This window comes from Priestia flexa NBRC 15715, assembly GCF_001591565.1.
GTDB classification, from domain to species: Bacteria; Bacillota; Bacilli; order Bacillales; family Bacillaceae_H; genus Priestia; species Priestia flexa.
Genome location: NZ_BCVD01000097.1, coordinates 1 through 15,714, shown reverse-complemented (window position 1 = coordinate 15,714; position 15,714 = coordinate 1). Strand labels below are relative to the sequence as shown.

18 protein-coding genes, 1 pseudogene and 1 riboswitch are annotated in these 15,714 nt (G+C 38.2%); of the genes and pseudogenes, 2 read left to right on the top strand and 17 right to left on the bottom strand.

Annotated features, from left to right (window positions below; translation table 11 throughout):
* Nucleotides 1-17: 17 nt before the first annotated feature.
* The 4 genes from BFL01S_RS14860 to BFL01S_RS14845 form a co-directional block, all read right to left on the bottom strand.
* Entirely contained in the window at nt 18-767 is a 750-nt protein-coding gene (locus tag BFL01S_RS14860) for a cell wall hydrolase (RefSeq protein ID WP_025908425.1), read from the bottom strand.
* Between the two features lie 769 nt (nt 768-1,536).
* Nucleotides 1,537-1,863 carry a hypothetical protein gene (locus BFL01S_RS14855; RefSeq protein WP_061786160.1) on the bottom strand — a complete coding sequence of 109 codons (327 nt, stop codon included), beginning with the start codon at nt 1,861-1,863 and terminating at the stop codon, nt 1,537-1,539.
* A 70-nt stretch (nt 1,864-1,933) separates the two neighbouring features.
* A complete protein-coding gene (ykzS, locus tag BFL01S_RS14850; protein WP_025908423.1) occupies nt 1,934-2,128 on the bottom strand; it encodes a protein YkzS in 195 nt (64 codons plus the stop codon).
* Nucleotides 2,129-2,144: 16 nt separating this feature from the next.
* Nucleotides 2,145-2,999, bottom strand: coding sequence for a patatin-like phospholipase family protein (locus BFL01S_RS14845; RefSeq protein ID WP_061786161.1), 855 nt, complete (start codon nt 2,997-2,999; stop codon nt 2,145-2,147).
* Nucleotides 3,000-3,241: 242 nt separating this feature from the next.
* Between BFL01S_RS14845 and BFL01S_RS14840 the strand changes: the two genes are divergently transcribed.
* Entirely contained in the window at nt 3,242-3,427 is a 186-nt protein-coding gene (locus BFL01S_RS14840; protein ID WP_025908421.1) for a YkvS family protein, read from the top strand.
* A 242-nt stretch (nt 3,428-3,669) separates the two neighbouring features.
* Here BFL01S_RS14840 and BFL01S_RS14835 read toward each other — a convergent pair whose 3' ends face one another.
* From BFL01S_RS14835 to BFL01S_RS14790, 10 genes and pseudogenes are all read right to left on the bottom strand, one after another.
* Nucleotides 3,670-4,371 carry an oxidoreductase gene (locus tag BFL01S_RS14835; protein ID WP_025908420.1) on the bottom strand — a complete coding sequence of 234 codons (702 nt, stop codon included), beginning with the start codon at nt 4,369-4,371 and terminating at the stop codon, nt 3,670-3,672.
* Nucleotides 4,372-4,437: 66 nt separating this feature from the next.
* Nucleotides 4,438-4,935 carry a preQ(1) synthase gene (gene queF / locus BFL01S_RS14830; RefSeq protein WP_061786159.1) on the bottom strand — a complete coding sequence of 166 codons (498 nt, stop codon included), beginning with the start codon at nt 4,933-4,935 and terminating at the stop codon, nt 4,438-4,440.
* Nucleotides 4,936-5,034: 99 nt separating this feature from the next.
* Nucleotides 5,035-5,766 (bottom strand): 7-carboxy-7-deazaguanine synthase QueE, encoded by a 732-nt coding sequence (queE, locus tag BFL01S_RS14825; protein ID WP_061786158.1) that lies wholly within the window; start codon nt 5,764-5,766, stop codon nt 5,035-5,037.
* Nucleotides 5,759-6,202: a 6-carboxytetrahydropterin synthase QueD gene (gene queD / locus BFL01S_RS14820; protein ID WP_061786157.1), complete on the bottom strand. Its 444-nt coding sequence runs from the start codon at nt 6,200-6,202 to the stop codon at nt 5,759-5,761. The genes queE and queD overlap by 8 nt, the downstream gene beginning before the upstream one ends.
* Nucleotides 6,202-6,864: a 7-cyano-7-deazaguanine synthase QueC gene (queC, locus tag BFL01S_RS14815; protein WP_061786156.1), complete on the bottom strand. Its 663-nt coding sequence runs from the start codon at nt 6,862-6,864 to the stop codon at nt 6,202-6,204. Before queC ends, queD begins: the two co-directional genes overlap by 1 nt.
* A gap of 174 nt (nt 6,865-7,038) precedes the next feature.
* Nucleotides 7,039-7,082: riboswitch (PreQ1 riboswitch) on the bottom strand.
* A 66-nt stretch (nt 7,083-7,148) separates the two neighbouring features.
* On the bottom strand, nt 7,149-8,255 hold the full coding sequence (locus BFL01S_RS14810) for a GerAB/ArcD/ProY family transporter (RefSeq protein ID WP_061786155.1): 1,107 nt from the start codon (nt 8,253-8,255) through the stop codon (nt 7,149-7,151).
* A gap of 21 nt (nt 8,256-8,276) precedes the next feature.
* Complete coding sequence (locus BFL01S_RS14805) at nt 8,277-8,543, bottom strand: GerAB/ArcD/ProY family transporter (RefSeq protein ID WP_061786154.1); 267 nt, start codon at nt 8,541-8,543, stop codon at nt 8,277-8,279.
* A gap of 9 nt (nt 8,544-8,552) precedes the next feature.
* Complete coding sequence (locus BFL01S_RS14800; protein ID WP_061786153.1) at nt 8,553-8,789, bottom strand: hypothetical protein; 237 nt, start codon at nt 8,787-8,789, stop codon at nt 8,553-8,555.
* 6 nt (nt 8,790-8,795) lie between these two features.
* Nucleotides 8,796-9,998: a Ger(x)C family spore germination protein gene (locus BFL01S_RS14795; RefSeq protein WP_061786152.1), complete on the bottom strand. Its 1,203-nt coding sequence runs from the start codon at nt 9,996-9,998 to the stop codon at nt 8,796-8,798.
* A gap of 22 nt (nt 9,999-10,020) precedes the next feature.
* Nucleotides 10,021-11,604, bottom strand: a pseudogene (locus tag BFL01S_RS14790) (spore germination protein).
* A 246-nt stretch (nt 11,605-11,850) separates the two neighbouring features.
* On the opposite strand from BFL01S_RS14790, the gene BFL01S_RS14785 reads away from it, so the two are divergent.
* The gene (locus BFL01S_RS14785) at nt 11,851-12,570 is read left to right on the top strand and encodes a 3-ketoacyl-ACP reductase (RefSeq protein WP_061786151.1); all 720 of its coding nucleotides are present in this window, start codon (nt 11,851-11,853) and stop codon (nt 12,568-12,570) included.
* Nucleotides 12,571-12,610: 40 nt separating this feature from the next.
* On the opposite strand, the gene BFL01S_RS21120 is transcribed toward BFL01S_RS14785, so the two are convergent.
* The 3 genes from BFL01S_RS21120 to nhaC all read right to left on the bottom strand — a co-directional run bounded on the left by BFL01S_RS21120 (nt 12,611) and on the right by nhaC (nt 15,358).
* Nucleotides 12,611-12,742, bottom strand: coding sequence for a DUF6254 family protein (locus tag BFL01S_RS21120; RefSeq protein WP_220387661.1), 132 nt, complete (start codon nt 12,740-12,742; stop codon nt 12,611-12,613).
* Between the two features lie 70 nt (nt 12,743-12,812).
* Nucleotides 12,813-13,691, bottom strand: a complete 879-nt coding sequence (locus BFL01S_RS14780) for an alpha/beta hydrolase family protein (protein ID WP_061786150.1) — start codon at nt 13,689-13,691, stop codon at nt 12,813-12,815.
* Between the two features lie 293 nt (nt 13,692-13,984).
* On the bottom strand, nt 13,985-15,358 hold the full coding sequence (gene nhaC, locus BFL01S_RS14775) for a Na+/H+ antiporter NhaC (protein ID WP_061786149.1): 1,374 nt from the start codon (nt 15,356-15,358) through the stop codon (nt 13,985-13,987).
* Between the last annotated feature and the right edge of the window lie 356 nt (nt 15,359-15,714).

Below are 15,714 nucleotides of genomic sequence, written 5' to 3'. Positions count from 1 at the left end.
AAATCGACGGCTTTTCTTTATTTTGCAAATACATGATTTCCAATTGTTTTTACAACTTGACGAGAGCGAATCCAATCATCTGTCGCTGTGTCAGGGTTATAAAAGTAAATGGAATCATTTAAGCGATCTTTTCTCATTAGTGCCTCTTCCACTGCACGGTGTGCTTCATCAGATGCTGGCTTATTAATTGAGCCGTTTTGAACAGGAGAAAACGCATAGCTAGTCCCTACCACTTCCATAATTACTCCGTTAACACTGTTTGGAAACTGCTGTGACTCTACACGATTTAGGACAACGATAGCTACACCTAATTTTCCTTCATACGACTCACCTTTTGCTTCCGCTTCTACTAAGCGTGCCAACAAATCTTTCTCTCCTTGAGAAATGGCCATTCCTTCAGGAGCCGGCTGTGTTTCTGCCTTAACTTCTTCTACTTCAGCAGGTTGGCTTACTTCTTCCGTTTCAACCGCTTTAACGGCTTTCTCTTCTTCAGCTACTTTTGACTCTGAAATTAGCCCATCAGTATCTCGACCGTTTGGCTTTTCTGGAATACGAAGCGTTTCCCCTTCATAAATCCATTCGTCTGTACGATTATTTTCGTCCATTATATCTGCAATGGTTACACCATATTGTTTACTTAACTGCCCAAGGGTATCTCCCTTAATGACTTTATATTTCGTTTCTGCTACTGCGACTGACTGAACGCTTCCAAGAGCAAACATAGCAGTTAGCATCATGAATAAAGACTTAACATAACTCTTTTTCATGCGGTAATACCTCCTGAAAATTCGTATGGTACTACTCTAACATAGCGTAGTACCTCTTTCACCGAACGATTCCTTTACATTTCTTTTAGTTTGATTAATAACATTACGAATCAAACACGATTATGACAATAATCCTATATATTTGTCATAATGAAGGAATTTTTTTGTGCAAGGAGGTAGGTATTACCTTGTTTATATTTCCCTTTTCAGACTTTTGACTCACTTCAAAATCATTTCAATTCTAGAAATAAATGCACATTTAACTACTCTATAACTACATTTGCTGAAAAAAGCAATTATTCAAAACGAACTCTATGCCACACCTTTCCCCCAAGATATTGTGAGTAAAACAACTCCTATCAGGCAAAGTCATCATTCGTTATGTGAAACTTTCCTCTTAGAAAATCGAATTAAAAAGATATAGAGTATGACTTCTCCTTTTCCTTAAAAGTCCTGTGATTGAAGCGAACTATCTGAAGTGAGAATCACGACTCGTTGCGCGCGTTCTGCTCTCTTTCACACCCAAACAATACATAGAGATAAGTAGTTTTCCCACTACTCGAAGAAACCTGTGATTGCAACGAAGGATGGGAGACTCCTGCAGGACTAGCGAATGCTCTGAGACCCGGCAAGTTTACGAGGAGGCTTAGGCTTAGACCGAGCCCTGCGGAAAGGGAGCAGCCGGAGTAGAAATCACAACCCATTGTATGCGTTCTTTCTTCTTTCAAAACAAAAAAGATGAAGCGCAAATTTACACGCTTCATCTTCTTTAATCTTCAAGCTCTATTTCTACAACATCATAGAAATCAATTACTAGCTTAGCACCTGTATCGTCCATAAACGTAAACGCAGATTGATCGTCTGATAAATCCAGGACATAACCTGACAGTAGCTGTTCACTATTATCATAAACCGTTGTTAATGAAACCTTTTTGTGCTCAACAAACGCTTCTTCTAATAATGAATGGAGGTCGTACTCCCGGTCGTCAGCTGGCCGGTTTGTTAACAGCATCCCATATGTCATCTGTCCATTTTTATCTTTCCATATATAATCTGCAAAATAAAATGGTGCTGTACTTTTTCGAAAATCGTCCATGTAATCCCTCCTATAGCTACACATTACTTTCATTATATAAGCGTCTGCTCAAGAAAGCTAGCGTTTCAACTTAACTACGAGGCGTTTCGGTATAATAATACGTAAAGTTCCCACCTCGACCAGCTACTCCGCGAAAATGCTTGAAATCCTCTCTTCTTACAAGCACAGGTTGAAACCCTAAAAAATCCTCTTTACGAACGTGTAGCTCTTGAATCTCGCCGTCACGGAGAGCATCTAACTGCTTCATTACTTCCTCTTCGTTCATTTATATGTACTCCTTTCTACGAAAAGTCCTTTAACCATTCTTTTAGTTTATCATACTGTTCTGCAGCTTCTTCATATCCTTGCTTATACAAAACGTCTAACTTTGATCGGTCTTTCTCCATTCGCCCTACTACCAGTGGCTTCTGTGGACGAATCACAAATATATTTCCTGCTTCCTCCTGCTCATCGATATAAGCAAGCGTATCATTATAAAGCTTATAGCGGTTCTCTAATGCCTTAACTAAACCTGGATACTTACGATAATAACGCTTTGTAAACCAAGATGAACTGGATTTTTTCTTTTGGTATCCTTTATTTCGTGTTAACACCACAATATTTTTCTTAAATCCATCACTCTCTGCTTTTTTTACTGGAATTGGATCGCTGATTCCCCCGTCTAACAGCTGTTTACCACCATACTCCACAACTTTTGACACAAATGGAAGCGAGCTTGACGCGCGAATAATGGTCAGCAAATCGTCCTCATGATTGTCAAAATAAACAGGCTTTCCCGTTACGCAGTCCGTTGTGCCTACTACAAGCTGTTCAGTTCGCTTGTGAAAAGAATCAAAATCAAATGGAAGTAAGCTGGTTGGAATTTCTTCAAATACAAAATCCATCCCAAACATCTCACGCGTCTTAAAATAATTTCGCAGTGACAAATAACGTGGATCATCTATATAATCTAGATTAGCTCGACGGCTTCTTCCTACTTGTCGTGATAAATAGGAAGTTGCATGACAGGCTCCCGCCGAAACACCAATCACATAAGGTAAATATAAATCTTGTTCCATAAAGTAATCAAGTACCCCCGTTGTATAAAGGCCTCTCATACCGCCACCTTCTAATACTAACCCTGTATTTCTCATAATAATTGACACCTTCTATTTCTAATGTTTTAATCATTAAATAATCCTACATGTCAGTACTATATCGAATTACCCTCCTTTTGTCGAAGAATTCACTTAAAAAAACATCTTTTTTTACATTTTTTAAAAAACATCTTTACTAATTAACCAATTTAAGGCAAAATTGAGAAAAAGAAAATAGAAAGCGTTAACTAGATTTACTTTTATAAATTTTCTAAAAATAATCTAATAAAGGAGCGATTGCGATGAAAATTGCAGAGGTAGGAAACGTAATTGAATTTAAAAATGGTTTAAAAGGTATTGTAGAAAAAGTAAATGAGAACTCTGTAATTGTTGACCTAACTTATATGACTAACTATCGTGATTTAGACTTAGAACAGCGAACGGTTGTAAACCATAAAAACTATACCATTATCAATCATGCGATGTAACAAATAACCACCCAGTACTTTGTACTGGGTGGTTATTTGTTACAAATCTTTTCCTTTTGCTCTTTACTTAAAATACCGAGTTTGTACAACATATACGCATATTGTTGTGCTTTTTTAGCCGATTTCATTTCCTTCCTCCTCATGCTTTTACTTTATTATATTCACACAACTAAAAAAGTTTCCTTAAGGAAAGAAAAATAGCTTTCTCTAAAAAAAGAAAAAAGCCTCTAAATTCGAGGCTTTTACTTTGCAATCACTTTTTTACCATTTGTAAATGAGTAATAACATTCTCCTGTGAAAATATCTTGACTTTCATGGATATGAACCCCTGCTTTATCTTCCATAGCCGCTTTCATCATTGCTTTTGCAACATTGTAAGCTTTAATTGGTCGATATTTCTTCCATTTACCAATTAGGCAGAATGAGCAAGACTTAAGAGTGTATTCCCCTACTTTTTCAAACAAACGAAACTCATCGCGTTTGCCTAATAGTAGCGATGGACGGAAGAAATGCGTAGATCGAATGTACAGACTCGCAATATCTTCTTCCACCTGACCTTTTACCTTACTGTAAAAGAAAGGGGAACGAAGATCAGCACCAATTGCTGTAACGGTTAAAAAGTTTTGGCAGCGATTTGCTTCGGCACATTTTGCTGCTTTTAGTGGGAATTCATAGTCCACTTTAATAAATTTCGATTTTGTTTTTGCTTTCTTCATCGTTGTGCCTAAACAACAATATACATCATCAACTGCAAAATCTTTCTCATACTTTTCAAGCTCTGCAAAATCAATTTCGAGCTGACGTAGCTTTTCATGTTCAACCGGCAGTGCCTTTCGAACAAGTACTGTCACATGGCTATATGAGCGATTATCTAAAAGCAACTGTAAAAGTTCTTGACCAATAAGGCCACTTGCTCCTAGTACTAATGCTGATCTTTGTGACATTCTTTCACCTTCTCACCTTGTTGTTGTTTACATCGGAAAACAGGTTGTTAAGACAACCTGCTTTCATTAACGATTATCAATCGTTTCTGGATATAAATCGTGATTCATTAATCGATAAGAAGCCATTTCTTCATACTTTGTGCCTGGACGACCATAGTTTGTATATGGATCAATGGAAATTCCACCACGTGGCGTAAATTTCCCCCATACCTCAATATAACGTGGATTCATTAATTCGATTAAGTCATTCATAATAATATTCATACAATCTTCATGGAAATCACCATGATTTCGGAAACTAAACAAATAAAGCTTTAAAGACTTACTTTCAACCATTTTTTCATCAGGTATATAGCTAATATAGATTGTAGCAAAATCAGGCTGTCCTGTTTGCGGACATAAGCTTGTAAATTCTGGACAATTAAATTTAACGAAATAATCTCGATTTGGATGCTTGTTATCAAACACCTCTAAAATTTCTGGTGAATACTCAAACAAGTACTTTGTTCCTTGATTACCTAAAAGCGTTACACCTTCTAATTCCTCTTCTTTACGACCACTCATGTGTGTTTCCTCTCTTTCTACGATTGTCATTCTAACAGCGTTTTTTCATTTTGTACATATTTGTTTTTGTATTTTATTTGTAAATTTTTTAAAGAACGCTTACACGCCTCTTTTATTTCCCCATACAAGTGCATGAACCTGCGGCAATACGCGTACATTATTCATATCTGTTGTAGCTACAACAAGATCAATTAGCCACTCATACTTCCCTAATAATTTACGAGTTAACGCCTCGTCATCCGTTGTTGTCAAATCATCATTTCCTACTTGAACAAAGAATGGCACTGATGGATAGCGCTGATGAATGTGTTTTGCATAATCGAAATCCGTTTCATCAAACACAACCACTTTAATGCTAATATGTTGACTACGTCCATTGTTTTGCAAGCGTTCAACAATATCATCCAACACTTCGTAATTTGTCTTCATTCCCGAGCTTGGTGGCTTGGGTGAAAGAGTTAAATCATCAATTTTATAAAACCACTCTTGAAAGCGACTTCCCTGAGTTTCAAGCGCGACTTGCTTTTGATGATCATGCAAGCGATCAATTAGTTTATCTAAAGATTTCAACAGCGCTGGATTCCCGCCTGAAATAGTTACATGGTCAAAGCGGTCTCCTCCTAAGGTTTGCAATTCATGCCAGACCTCTTCGTCCGTCAGTTGACGGATGTCACTTTTCGCTGACCCATCCCAAGTAAATGCCGAATCACACCAACTGCATGAGTAATCACAGCCAGCTGTGCGCACAAACATTGTTTTTCGGCCCACAACCATTCCTTCTCCTTGAATCGTTGGACCAAATATTTCGAGAACAGGAACCTTATTATTCATCTCGCTTCACCTTCTTTGGACGATATACAACATAGCTTGTAGGAGTTTCACGAACAAACACTTGCACGCATGCTGGCTTATTTTCAAGTTCATCTAAGTGAGCTTGTACAAGTTCATAAATTTTCCGAGCAATAACTTCAGATGTTGGAAAATCATTCGCATCCTCTTCATTAAACAACTCTTTATGATCATTTAAAAGCGTATGATCGAACTGACCAGAAACAATTTTTTTCAACGTAGCAAAGTTAACTAAAAAGCCTGATGAATCTAATTCATCACCTGCAATAGTTAGATTCACAAAATACGTATGGCCATGAACCTGCTGACATTTTCCTGCTGACTCATGAGGAACAAAATGCGCAGCGGCAAAATTCATGTCTTTATTTAATTCGTACGAATAAGGATGTGCTACCTGTGGGTAAATTTGCTGAAGCATTACTGTTCCCCTCCTTGTTTCGTGTCAAGATATTGTTCTAGACCTCTCTTGCGAAGTTTACATGCAGGACACTCTCCGCACCCGTCTGCAACAATACCGTTATAGCAAGTTAATGTATGTTCACGCACATAGTCAAGCGCACCTAGTTCATCGGCTAGTCCCCATGTCTCTGCTTTATCAATCCACATTAACGGTGTGTGAATAACAAATTCAAAATCCATTGATAAATTCAGCGTTACGTTTAGCGATTTAACAAACACATCTCTGCAGTCTGGATACCCTGAAAAATCTGTTTCGCATACACCTGTTACTAAATGACGTGCACCGCTATTTTTAGCTAATACAGCCGCAAATGATAAAAAGAGAAGGTTGCGTCCGTCCACAAACGTTGTCGGTAGCTCCCCTTCCTCTTGGCTAATGTCAATATCATCTCTTGTTAGTGCGTTAGGCGCTAGTTGGCTTAACAACGACATATCTAAAATTGTGTGCTTCACACCAAGGTCTTTTGCAATGGCTTCTGCAACTTCAATCTCTTTACTATGACGCTGACCGTAGCCGAACGTAACAGTTTCCACTTCTTTAAAATTTTTTAGCGCCCAAAATAAACAAGTCGTACTATCTTGTCCACCGCTAAATACAACAATTGCTTTTTCGTTTTTCATTTTTTTGTCTCCTTTTCCTTTATAAAGTCAAAGAAGAAAACATTCCGTTGTTTAGATCATATAAAAAAAGAGATTGCTTCGTTTGCAATCTCCCTTAACTAAGAATCCCTTTCTTATATTAAAAAAGAAACAGGAAAAAAGCCCCTAAAATCGGCGCCATTTGTCATCTCACTGATGATCTTAGTTTTTTATAGAGGGAGTTTACGAACCTCTCCCGCACATAGAGCACGGCATTTCTTCTTTCAATTTTCGCTTTTAACTATATCATACTCCATTTAAAATTACTATGTACTTCTACTTTTCTTCCTACTTTTCAATTGAATCATCACCAGCGCTACGATTGGAATGACAAACTGCATGGGAATGTGAATCCAAACTGGTACAATTTTCAAACCTATCTCTAAATGTTTAACAGCATTATCCGACATAAAAATAGTCGTAGTCAGAATGGATATCGTAACGAAAAGGAGTGATAGCTTGTGACTCCTGGTTTGATAAATATCTTTTATCCCTAAAATAGCTGCATATGCGAAAATCGTTACTTTAGCAAAACCGCCAATAATAAAAACACTAATGGCTAGCATATCCATCCGCTGAATAATATCTCCAATATTCACTTGCTGTACGGTTACAAGTAGGGGGATTGTCGATGATCCTACCAAGTGCTGTCCGAGTGTAGTTAAGCTAATTAAACTTAGCATACTAAGCATAACGCCTCCTATCACCACGGCACGCGTTCCCATCTTTCTAAGAGACTTTTCTCCTTTTGTAAACTGGTTAAACATTAAGAAAACAACCATTTCTCCAAATGGAAACGTCAAAATAAGCGGAAACACCGCTCTAAAAATTGAACCTATTCCTTCAGCTAAAATGGGGTGCATACGATCTGGGTTCATAGCATCAGAAAAGAACAGTAAGCAAAAACCTAATACAATGAAGCCAACAAAAACAACTAACAATAACACACTCGCTCTTGCGATTGGCTCAACTTCTAAAAAGCATGCATACGCAATAACTAGCGTCATAACCCCACCCACAATAACTAGAGGCGTATCATTCATTGATGTTAACAATAACAGCTCACAAAAGTCTCTTAGAACACGCGCACCAATGTAAATAAAATATAGCACGTACAGCATGCAAATAATTTTGCCAACTAGCTTTCCAAAAGCAATTTTTAATATTGTTGGAAACGTTTCTTCTGGATGCCTTTTATATAAAAGTGTAAAAAGAGCAAAGAAAGGCAGGTACATTAACATCCCTACTAAAACGGCAATCCATGCGGATTGACGTGCTTCCTGTCCAATACTCACAATGGTCGCACTTCCAAATAAGAACAGCAGCATCATTGAGAATAGTTGAAAATTGCTTATTACTAAGCGTGGATGCATTCCTTTCCTCTCCTTTACTCACTAGGTAGTTACCGATTTTCGTTCATACTTGCCACAAGACTTCTTTGCTATATCAATTAGCGTCGATTGAGGGTATTTTTGGATTAACCATAATAAAAGCCTCGCAAATACTAACCCACTTCCTGTTCCAATTATTGCACAAATCCAAGCGATGTTCTTTGCCACAGCTAATAATAAAGTAGATACAACTAAGATTGCACTTCCAATGGAGAATACATGGGTTAATGTAAAGAACTGTTTCCCACTTATCACTTCTTTTTGGCTCATATTGAACACCTACACCGAATAAAATGAAGAAAAGATATCAATGATGGACTGCATCCAAAACTCAAGGGCATACAGCGGAGTTGGAATGGTTATTCGAAAAATAACCACTATCCACATTACCACTCTTATAGTAGAAAAGCTGCTGTATATTACGATTTCTTTTATCTGTTTTTGTTGATAAAGAAGGCGGATTGCCTTATATGCTAAAAAGCTGAATACCCCTAAAAACAGCAGTAAGTTTTCCATGTTGCACTAATCCTGCATCTCTTTCATGTATGAGTTATTCAACGTTCCAAGTCGACGGATTTGCACATCTACTTTTAAGTTCACTTCTAGATCTGTCGCAAAGATTTCATCCCAGCGATTTTTCATCTTGTTCCAGTCCTTTACGTTTTGGCGGTAAAAAACTTCTCCAAACCCAAAGACATCACTTTGATATTCGTTTTGTGCTCTCTTAATTGCTCTTCGCATTTTATCTTGCACATCATGTTCCGCTTTTTTCTCTAGTTCAGTAATCATAGCAGGGTCCTGCAAGTTAACCTGGCACTCTACGTCAGCGATGTTTGCTTCTCCCTTTAAGTTCACATCAATAACAGGCTTTCCATCTTTCATACGGCTTTTAATATCCGTACTTGTTCGCAGCATCTCAACTCCAATAATATCATGGGATTTTTCTTTTTTTTCACACGGAATAACAACGACCGTACTTTTTATATTTCCGGTAACATAGTTATATCCTTTACTTTCACTTCCATTAAACCACCCAACAAGTTTATCTCCTTTAAAAATGCCAAGACCTTTAAATTTTAGAATGGTATCTTGATTAACTCGCTGGACATTTGCCATATCTCCGCCTTTTTTGTGGTTACCTTTTACAAGAACAGCGGTTAACACAGGATGTTTGCCTTGACTCGTTAAGTTACTAATAAGCTCATTCAGCTTTACACCTCGCGTAGGCGCCCAAACTTTTTGTGACGTATCCAATGCAGCAAACATATAATTGGCTGGAATTTTTTCAATGGTTGTCAAGACATTTAAAACGGATGAAGCGCGTGAATTTTTTGCTACCACAACAAAATAATCGGTTCGCACCTCATGATCTCGCGCGAAAAAATCTAACACTTCAGCAATTCCGCTTTTTGCAATTCCTTCACTAAGAACAAGCATCCGTAAATGAGATAAGTATATTTTTCTAGGTGATTCAATTGTCACTTTCCGAAGAGCTTCCATGACAGAAGCTGCTTTAATCGAGTACGTAGTAACCGAGGGACCATTCGTCGGCGTTTGAGCTTGAATATCGCCCGGGTTAATAATTTGAACCGTTAACTCAATTCCATCTTTTACTTCGTCAATACCTACCGCTACGGTGATGGCCAATTCATTTAGCTCTCGACTACTCCAACAGCCTGATAGTGGGAGTAGACATATGCATAATACAAGTACGATTCGTTTCATGCTTATTCCACCTTTATAAAAGCTAATTCTCATCATTTGACCGTTCACGTACAACGTTTTGTTCGCTAATAAGCTTCGGTCTCGTATTCATTTTCTTTAACGAACGGCGAATGAGCGCATCTTTTTGGTCACTACTTACAAATGGAGCCATTGGTGTCATATATGGAATACCAAATGAACGTAAACTGCACAGATGTAGAATCATTAAAATAAGCCCTAAAATAATTCCAAACAATCCAAATGTTGCTGCTAAAAACATCAAGGCAAAGCGAAGCATCCTTACAGCAATCGCCATATCGTAAGCCGGCGATACAAAGTTACTGATGGCAGTTATGGATACAACAATGACCATCGCTGGTGAGACCAACCCCGCCTGTACCGCAGCCTCCCCTAATACGAGCGCTCCTACAATCGAAATAGCAGAACCTACGGCTCTTGGCAATCGAATTCCTGCCTCACGCAAAATTTCAAAGACCACTTCCATAATCAATGCTTCAATTACGGCTGGAAAAGGGACACCTTCACGCTGAGCTGCAATGCTAACAAGCAAACCAAACGGCAGCATTTCTTGATGAAAAGTGGTAAGCGCAACATAAGCTGACGGCGTTAATAAAGCTAAGAAAAATGCGACGTATCGAATAATACGAATGAGTGTACTAATATCTGCACGCTGATAATAATCTTCAGCAGCTTGAAAGAATTGAATAAACAAAGCCGGGACTAATAGCACAAACGGCGTTCCGTCTACAAAGATTGCTACTCGACCTTCTAAAAGACCTGCTGATACTGAGTCAGGTCTCTCTGTGTTATAAATTGTTGGAAAAGGAGTATAATCTTCATCCTGAATAAGCTCTTCAATGTATCCGCTCTCTAATATGCCGTCAATATCAATTTTAGAAAGCCGGGACTTTACTTCTTTCACCACTTGCTTATCAGCTATTCCTTTTACATACATAATCGCTACGTCTGTTTACGTTACTTTACCGATTTTCTGAGACTCCATTCGTAAATTAGGAGATTTAATCCGTCTTCTTACCAGTGCCGTATTGGTGCGCAGCGTTTCAGTAAAGCTATCTCTTGGTCCACGCACTACTGTTTGAGCCTGTGGTTCTGAAATTGCTCTTTCTCCCCACCCTCTTGTACTAGCAATGATACACGTTTGATAACCTTCTATAAATAGAGCCGTATCACCTGATAAAACATGTAAAATCACGTCATCTAAAAGAGTCACCTCTTTAATTTCCCCAATTGCTAAGCTGTAATTTTTTATGAGCTCAAACATGTTCACAGCACCATCATCATGAACGAGCTGTTTCGTATGATTATGCATGATTGATTCCATGGTAAACTCTTGTACGCTATCCTCACTCGCCAATCCATCAATATAGATAAGCCCTAATCGAAATTTCTCTTGAACTGAAATGGCAAACTCGCGGCAAACCACATCAGCACTATCTCCAAGCTCTGCTTTCACCGCATTCAAGTTATCTTTTACGCTTTTTAACAGTTCAGTATCGGAAGATGAAGATTCAGCTATTGGTTGTAATTCATTTTCTTTAGGCTTTTTAGATCGATTTTTTAATTCTGATAGTTTTTTTATTCGCATACGTCATCCTCCATTTTCCAAACGGCACAGCGTTCCTCTTCAAGTCCTTATAGTTTCTATCTATGCAGGAAATTTATTCAGTTATCTTGGTATTTTTAACCGCCTTATAGAGCAAGAGCTTTGACAATGGTTCTCTACATTTTGTAGGATTAGATGGATTGCTAATTTATTCAGCTACTCATTTAGCATGATTTGCAAACTGATTTTAGCAATAACGATAGTTTAATTAAGAAGGAGTGACGAAAGATGGGACAATCATTACAAGGAAAAGTAGCCATCATTACTGGTGCTGGTAAAGGTATTGGCCGAGCAACAGCGCTTGATTTAGCAAAAGAAGGTGTCAACCTTGGCTTACTAGCACGTACAGAAGCTGATTTACAAGCCGTTGCACAAGAAGTCGAAGCATTGGGTGTAAAAGTTGCTTATGCTACAGCAGACGTATCTTCAATGGAAGAAGTAAATAAAGCCGTTGATTACTTATATAACCAACTAGGTAAAGCAGACATTTTAATCAACAATGCCGGCATCGGAAAATTCGGAGGCTTTTTAGAACTATCTCCCGAAGAATGGAAGCAGATCATTGATATTAACTTAATGGGTGTCTATTACGTTACAAGAGCTGTTTTACCACAAATGATTGAGAAAAACGGTGGAGATATCATTAATATCTCCTCTACTGCTGGACAAAAAGGAGCTCCTGTAACAAGTGCATACAGTGCTTCAAAATTTGGTTTATTAGGTCTGACAGAATCGCTTGCTCTTGAAGTACGCAAACACAATATTCGCGTAACTGCTTTAACACCAAGTACAGTTGCTACAGAGCTTGCTTATAAGGAAAACCTAACAGACGGTAATCCTGAAAAGGTAATGCAACCTGAAGATTTAGCGGAAATCATGGTAGCACAGCTGAAGCTACACCCTCGTATCTTTATTAAATCAGCTGGTATGTGGTCTACTAACCCTTAATCTAAACAAACAAAAAGCCCCTCGATTAGAGGGGTTTTTATTATTTATTTTTATTTTTTGGCGTAATTTCTTCTGCTAATTCTTCAAATGACTTTACTTTGCCATGAGCTGGATTTTGCGACTGTTTACGCACATTCCATTGACGCTCTTGCTGTCTTTTTGATTGTGTCATCGTTCATCATCCTTTTCTATAGTGTTCCTTTCTAGGATGTGCGAAAAACGGACGAATATGCTTGCCACTTTTATTCAACCAAATGCCGTTGAAACCACTTGTCAATCTCAGCATTATACTGATTATAATAGTTGCTTAGTGGGTGATCTCCGCCTTTGTATAAGACATATTTATACTCTTTGTTTTGTTCTTCAAGCTGCGCAACTAGCTTTTCTGCTTGCGTATGATGTACCTTTTTATCGTGATCTCCTTGTAAAATAAGAAGCGGCGAATTTACCTTATCGCTCCAATACACAACCGATCGACTTTTATATCGTTCAGGATACACCTTAGGATCTCCAACAATATCTCTTAGTACTTGCTTCATTTCAGAACCCCGTTGGTCGTAGAACTGAAACATATCCGTAATTCCGGATTGAACAACCACCGCATCAAAGGATATGCCATTTTTCATGGTTAAATACGTCATCATTCCACCGCGAGAATATCCAAACGCTACTTTTTGTTCAGGGTTTACATAAGGCAACTGTTCTCCCCATTTAATGAGGTTAAGGACATCATGAATATCGTCCCCGCCGTATGTTTCTACTCCTTCGCTTCCACCATTACCACGATATTGGGTTGTAACCACAACATAGCCTTTATCCGCCCATGATGATAAGTAGCGCAGCGTTTTATCTCGAATCATACCGTGCTCACGGTTCCCGCCACGATTATAAACTAGCAGTGGATATTTTTTATCCACAATGTCTTTTGGCTGTAATAAAAAACCTTTAACCTGCAACCCATCGCTTGGATATGTGATTTGATATATATCAACACTACTAGCATAAGGTGAAAATAAATGCACTTTCTCTTTATTAACATCGCCGCTTTCCGCTCGATAAAAAACAGCGGTTACGCCAAGTACAACGATGGTAAGTAGTACAATGAACCCCCACTTTTTCAAACAGAATCCTCTCCTCAATTACTAACTTTTATCTCTTTTTATGATGAGCCGTTTCTTTTTGCTCTACCCTTTTTAAATGTTTGCTAAAAAGGATTTTTGTGGAATCCTTCACAAATAGCTCTTCAACTAAACGTTATGGTTTATTGTATTACTACTTTCTCTTTTTTGGAAGAGAAAGATTAGAGCTTCTACTCACATTACCTCTAACAGCAAATATTAAACATGATTGGTACAATAAAAAGCTTTGAATTCTTAATAAGTAATTAAGAATTCAAAGCTTTTTAGATCATAAGTTATTTTTGTTTAGCAATACCAAGTCCTGTGTAGCCCAAAATTACAGCAAATATTGGACATAGCAGACAGAAAAATGCAAAAGGTAAATAATCGACAACCGGAACACCAAGTGTTTGTGAAATGAAAGCTCCACTTACTCCCCACGGAATTAATGGGTTAATAACTGTTCCTCCATCTTCTAACGTACGAGATAAGTTTTTCTCCTGCAAGTTCCACTTCACGTAAAGAGGCTTGAATGTTTGCCCAGGTAATAAAATAGATAAATACTGCTCGCCTGTTATAACGTTAACACCAATAGATGAAAGAACTGTCGAAAACACTACATCGCCACTTCTTCGCACTTGCTTAGCTAATCCTTCAATTAAAGCTTGAACAACACCAAGTTCACGCATCAACCCACCAAGAGCTAGCGCAATAATGACAAGGGACACTGAAAACATCATGGAGTCCAGTCCGCCTTTTGTGACAATAGCATTTACAATTTCATTTCCTGAATCAATTTGACCACCGCTTTGAAGAGCCCCAAGCATGCTTCCTAATGTAACAGTTGGCTGTAATAATACCCCTGTTATTACGGCGATGATAATTCCAATTACCAACGTAGGGAGTACATCAAATCGTTTAATCGATAGAATTAACACAACAAGCGGTGACAAAAGTGTTAGAAGATTAAGGTTAAACGTATCACCTAATGCACTTTGTACAGCTTCAATATCTCCATAGTTTACACCTGTTCGATGTGTGCTTATGCCAATGACCAATGCAATTACAGCTGTTACAACAATACTTGGTAACGTGGTCCACAACATATGGCGAATGTGATCACTTAGAGAAACGCCAACAATCCCTGAAGCAAAGTTAGTTGTGTCGGATAAAGGAGACATCTTATCACCAAACACTGCTCCTGACACAATGATTCCTGCAGCTAGGCCTGGATTCACCCCAATAGCCGTTCCAATTCCAAATAAAGCTACTCCAACCGTGCTAATCGTTGTAAATGTACTTCCCGTAAAGCTCGATACTAAAATTGTGATTAAAAGTACGCTAATTAAGAAATATCGCGGTGAAATCCAATTGAATCCATACGATAAAATAGTTGGAATCGTTCCGCCCACCATCCAGGCAGCAATTAATACACCAACAAGCATAAGAATTAAAATTGGCTTAACCCCTACTTTAATCCCTTCTACAACGCCATGTTCAAAAGTTTTCCACTTACCACCCATAAGTGCTCCAATGGTACAAAGCGCTACAATGCTAATAAGCAATGGAACATGTGGTGCTAAACCTAATAAAAATAATGATGCAAAAATAAGTCCTAATAAAACAACGACAATCCCAATTGACTGTCCAAATGTTATCTCTTTTTTCATTAACTTGTTCCCCTCAATCTCTTTTTCACTTAAACGCTTTTATGCTTTTATGCACTAAACATAGTTGAAGTATATGGGTTATTCCTACTACTGTCAATCGCTTCTCGCCAAAAAACAACATCGTCAATAAATTCCACTCTCTTTTCTATGTTTTGCCCAATTCTAACCGGGTACATTACCTATACTTCTTATTTATAATTATTAAAGGAAAAGGTGATTGGAACGGAGGATGTGAGACTCCTACGGGATCAGCGAGGCAGCTTGAAACCCCGCAGGAACGGAGTGACGAGGAAGTTCAACGCGAGCCCCGTGGAAAGCGAGCAGTCCGGAGTGGAAATCACAATTATTCGTTGCGT